This window comes from Methylorubrum aminovorans (assembly GCF_022179725.1).
Classification (GTDB): Bacteria; Pseudomonadota; Alphaproteobacteria; order Rhizobiales; family Beijerinckiaceae; genus Methylobacterium; species Methylobacterium aminovorans.
The window spans coordinates 1-2511 of the sequence record NZ_BPRC01000075.1; the positions used below are offsets into that span (position 1 = coordinate 1).

Here is a 2511-nt window from a genome sequence, read left to right on the forward strand (position 1 = left end):
CGAGCCAAGTTCGATCTGCTGCGCCAGCGCGTCCTGCATGTCGCATGAACCGAGACCGGCAGAGCTTCGGCAAACGATAGCCCAAAAGCACCGAAAGTGCGGATGAACCCCTTTTGGACGCCGATTGACACTCACAGCATGCGAACGCACGGTCTTGCGACCCGGAAGCCGGGATTTCGAGGATTTCCAATGACCCGACCGTCATCTCTCCAATCGTTCATCGAAGCGGCATCAATAGCCTTCGAGCGCGCGGCGCCATCAGCCCACGCGCGGTCGGTGCTCCGCGGCGTCTTCGATCAGTTGAGTCAAGAACCTCGCGACACCGAAACCGCGGTTGCGGACCCGTCCGGCGAAACGGTTGGCCGACCACCGGTCTGCGGCCTGCTTCCTCGCATCTACGCCTCGGTGGATGCGACGCATCCGTTGTCACCCCTGATCGCGTCCTTCGAACAGCTTGAGCCCTGTCTTGCCTGGCAGCGGGCGATCGATACGAACGGCACCGGGAGCGCCGATTTCCGCGATGGGCATGCCGACGTGATGATCGTCGGCCCGAGAGGCTACGAAGCGAGGTCCGACGTGTGGCTCGGAGCCTCGCTGCTGGCGCCCCACGTTCGCTATCCCGATCACAAACATGCTCCGCAGGAGGTCTATCTCGTCGCGAGCGACGGAGAGTTCCAGCATGGCGACAGCGATTGGTTCTCGCCCGGCCCGGGCGGCTCCTTCTACAACTCGCCGAACATCAAGCATGCGATGCGGGCTGGAGACGACCCGCTCTTTGCATTCTGGGCGCTTCTTCCATCCTCGAAACAATCCGGTCACAGTTGATTCGGCAGCCGCCGGATGGCTCAGGGTGGGGCCTCCGTCCGGGAATTTCCTGATGAGTGGCCCGATGCCCCATGAACGGTCAGATGGGGACCGCCGCCTCCGGGCGACGGAAGATGCGCCCAGCCGTCGAGTTCGCGAACAACGCCTGACGGTTCGCAACATGACCCTCCGCTCCTCCAAGCACCGCCTTCGACCCGCCCGCTTCCAGGCCGCGATGCCCGACGCATCGCTGCGCGAGTCGATCGCTCGCACGTCTCCTGCCTACGGGATCGCATCGCGACTGCGAGCGACTGCCCTCGCGTCATCAGCCTACGCTACGAACGCCAAGCAGCCGAGCTGAAGGCGGCCGCACCACCGATCTGGACGGTCTCGACCGCTCGCCGTTCTTCGCGCCGCAGCAGGTGCTCCGAGCCTCGATCAGAGCTGCGTCGCCTTAGTCGAACGTGATCATTTCTGGGACGTGCTCGCCGCACGCAGGGCTCTGCGGCCGGCGTCGGTAATTTCGTACTCAGGATAACCATGGGACGGCAGGCGGCGTCCTGTCTGCTGGATCAGGTTGCGCCGTTCCAGGTACGAGTTCGTTGCGCTCGGGGCATAGCAGCGCGGCTCGGCCCCTAAGATGCGCAACCGGTACATGTAGAGCGGCTTCAGCTTGGTCATGCTGCATCTGTCATCCTCGTTGGCCCTACCGGCGCGTCCTTCAGGACGTTGCACCGGAACCGACGCTGAAGCCGCCCGAGCTCTGGGATCATCGATGGCGTCGCTTGCCGGGCCGGTGACTCTCGATATGCACCGGTCCGAACGGATGTAGGCAAAGGACTTCGGCGATCGATCGGCCCGGGCACCCCTAGGGTCAAAACCGATCCAAGGCATTGCCTTGTCGGAGGAATGCCGGTTGACTGGCGTGCCTTGAGGCACGGAGGCGCGTCATGGCGGAGCTGTTCTGGCTCTCGAACGAGCAGTGGGCGGTGATGGAGCCGTTCATGCCGAAGAACCAGCCCGGCCCGGAGCGCAACGACGACCGGCAGGTCATCTCGGGCATCCTTCACGTCGTGAGGACGGGCTGCCGCTGGTGTGACTGCCCGGCCGAGTACGGTCCGTCTACCACGGTCTACAACCGCTTCAACCGCTGGTCCCGGCGCGGCTTCTGGAAGGCGATGCTGGCGGCGCTGGCCAAGGCCGGCTGGACCGGCGAGGCCAACGCCATCGACGCCACCTACGTCAGGGCCCATCGATCCGCCCAGGGCGGAAAAGGGGGGCAAGGCGCAAGGGATCGGCCCCTCGCGCGGCGGTCAGACCACCAAGATCCACGCGCTCGTCGACATCGTGGGCCGTCCGGCGGTCCTCCGGCTGACACCCGGCAATGCCAGCGACGTGAAGACCGCCCCGGATGTGCTGGCCGAGGCGCCCGGCCGCATCCGCCGTCTGATCGCCGACAAGGGTTACGACGCCAACTGGCTGCGAAAAAACCTGCGCGAGCGCAACACCACGCCGATCATCCCCGGTACGCACTCACGCAAGCGTAAGATCAGGCTCGACAAGAAACGTTACCGCGAGCGCTGGCGGGTCGAGGCGATGAGGGTCCCCCGGATTTTGGTCCGGCCGGAAGGTGAGCTTCCGGATCTCATTCGGCGGCCTGCAGGGCCGCCGCTAGGGCGAATTCCTGGGGTGTTCGCCACCCCAGGG

At 65.2% G+C, this 2511-nt stretch carries 2 protein-coding genes and 1 pseudogene; 2 read left to right on the forward strand and 1 reads right to left on the reverse strand.

All coding sequences use genetic code 11. The features are described 5' to 3' along the window. Window positions 1-189 precede the first annotated feature (189 nt). The gene (locus MFF24_RS28520; protein ID WP_238229204.1) at window positions 190-825 is read left to right on the forward strand and encodes a dimethylsulfonioproprionate lyase family protein; all 636 of its coding nucleotides are present in this window, start codon (window positions 190-192) and stop codon (window positions 823-825) included. Window positions 826-1272: 447 nt separating this feature from the next. On the opposite strand, the gene MFF24_RS28525 is transcribed toward MFF24_RS28520, so the two are convergent. Next, entirely contained in the window at window positions 1273-1485 is a 213-nt protein-coding gene (locus tag MFF24_RS28525; protein ID WP_238229205.1) for a hypothetical protein, read from the reverse strand. A 269-nt stretch (window positions 1486-1754) separates the two neighbouring features. On the opposite strand from MFF24_RS28525, the pseudogene MFF24_RS28530 reads away from it, so the two are divergent. Further along, window positions 1755-2400: pseudogene (locus MFF24_RS28530) on the forward strand (IS5 family transposase); the annotation flags it as partial. Window positions 2401-2511: the final 111 nt, after the last annotated feature.